General features: G+C 63.9%; 2 protein-coding genes. Both read left to right on the top strand.

Going from position 1 to position 2237, the window contains the following annotated elements; genetic code table 11:
• On the top strand, nucleotides 1-1658 hold a 1658-nt coding region (locus A2I95_RS32565), incomplete at its 5' end, for a phosphate acyltransferase (RefSeq protein WP_291736489.1).
• A 62-nt stretch (nucleotides 1659-1720) separates the two neighbouring features.
• Entirely contained in the window at nucleotides 1721-2122 is a 402-nt protein-coding gene (locus A2I95_RS32560) for a GFA family protein (RefSeq protein ID WP_259984884.1), read from the top strand.
• The last annotated feature ends 115 nt before the right edge of the window (nucleotides 2123-2237 follow it).

The following is a 2237-nucleotide window of genomic DNA, read 5'->3' as shown; positions in this document are numbered from 1 at the left end:
ACATGCTGGTGAAGCTGGGGGTGAAGCGCGAGAATATCTGGCTCTGCGACATTCACGGCCTGGTCTATGAAGGGCGCGAGGAGGACATGAACCCGCAGAAGGCGGCCTTTGCCCAGGCGTCGGACCTGCGCGCGCTGGACGAGGTGATGGACGGCGCGGATCTGTTCCTTGGCCTGTCCGGCCCCAATGTGCTGAAGCCCGATATGGTGGCAAAGATGGCGGACCGCCCGATCATTTTTGCGCTGGCAAACCCGACCCCGGAGATCATGCCGGAGGCCGCGCGTCAGGTGGCACCGGAGGCGATCATCGCCACGGGCCGCAGCGATTTCCCCAATCAGGTCAACAACGTGCTGTGCTTTCCCTTCATCTTCCGCGGCGCGCTGGATGTCGGGGCAACCGAGATCAACGACCAGATGCAGATCGCCTGCGTTGACGGCATTGCCGAACTGGCCCGCGCCACAACCAGCGCTGAAGCCGCGGCTGCCTACAAGGGGGAGCAGCTGAATTTCGGCGCCGACTACCTGATCCCCAAACCGTTTGATCCGCGGCTGGTGGCGGTGGTGTCCTCGGCCGTGGCCAAGGCGGCAATGGACAGCGGCGTGGCAACCCGGCCGATTGAGGACATTGAGGCTTATAAGCAGAAGCTGAACCAGACCGTCTTTAAATCCGCCCTGCTGATGCGCCCGGTGTTCGAGGCCGCCCGCGCCGCTGCCCGCCGGATTGTCTTTGCCGAGGGCGAAGACGATCGGGTGCTGCGCGCCGCCCAGGCGATCCTGGAAGAGACAACCGAGACCCCGATCCTGATCGGCCGCCCGGAAGTGATTGAGCGCCGCTGCGAGCGGCTAGGGCTGGATGTGCGGCCGGGGCGCGATTTTCAGCTGGTGAACCCGGAGAACGACCCGCGCTATTACGATTACTGGAACAGCTATCACAAGGTGATGCAGCGGCGCGGGGTGACGCCGGATCTTGCCAAGGCGATCATGCGCACCAACACCACCGCAATTGGCGCCATCATGGTGCACAGGGGCGAGGCCGACAGCCTGATCTGCGGCACCTTTGGTGAATACCGCTGGCACATGAACTATGTCGAACAGGTTCTGGGCGGCAACAGTTATGCGCCGCACGGGGCGTTGTCGCTGATGATCCTGGAAGACGGGCCGCTGTTCATTGCCGACACCCATGTGCGGATCGAGCCGACGCCGGAACAGATTGCAGAAACCGTGATCGGCGCCGCCCGCCACGTGCGCCGCTTCGGCCTGGAGCCGAAGATTGCGCTGTGTTCGCAATCGCAGTTCGGCAATATCGCTTGCGACACCGGCAGCCGCCTGCGCGCCGCGCTGGAGATCCTGGACGAAAGCCATCGGGATTTTGCCTATGAGGGCGAGATGAACATCGACAGCGCGCTGGATCCCGAACTGCGCGAACGGATTTTCCCCAATTCGCGGCTGGAGGGCGCGGCCAATGTGCTGATCTTTGCCCATGCCGATGCGGCCTCAGGCGTGCGCAACATCCTGAAAATGCGGGCCGGCGGGCTGGAGGTCGGGCCGATCCTGATGGGCATGGGCAACCGTGCCCATATCGTTTCCCCCTCGATCACCGCGCGCGGGTTATTGAACATGGCTGCCATTGCCGGCACCCCGGTGGCGCACTACGGTTAATCCTGCGGCTGGGAATTACCGCTGGCCGCCTATCCGGGGAAGCCAACAGCGAGGGACCAGCCATGAGAGGGCATTGCCACTGCGGCGCCGTGCATTGGGAGAGTGAGGCCGAGGCGGCCTGGAGCTGCTATTGCCACTGCGCCGATTGCCGCCGCAATTGCGCGGCACCTGTCACCGCATTTTTCGGACTGCCGCATGCGGCGGTCGCGTGGTCCGGTGCAGAGCCGCAGATCTACAACTCCTCTGACGGTGTCGAGCGGCTGTTCTGCGGCGCCTGCGGCACCCAGATGGCCTATCGCACCGCACGGGATGCGGTGAATATCCACATGTACACGGCGACTTTGGAATGCCCCGGGGAGATGCCGCCCAAGTTCCACGTCTTCCACTCTGACCATGTGAGCTGGCTGGAGCTGAAAGACAGGCTGCCCCGCTACGGCCGGAGCAGCGGCCAAGATCCGCGGTAGCCAGGCCGGGCTGACGGCCGGACATCAATGTTTCCTGCGCCGCCAGGAAATCGCGGGGATTTCCCAGCGGCTACTATGCACGGAACCAGCGTATGCTTAGCTGGCGTAACCGATG

The organism is Leisingera sp. F5 (genome assembly GCF_001593695.1).
The sequence above is the reverse complement of the archived record's forward strand: the minus strand, read 5'-3'. Positions and strand labels throughout refer to the sequence as shown.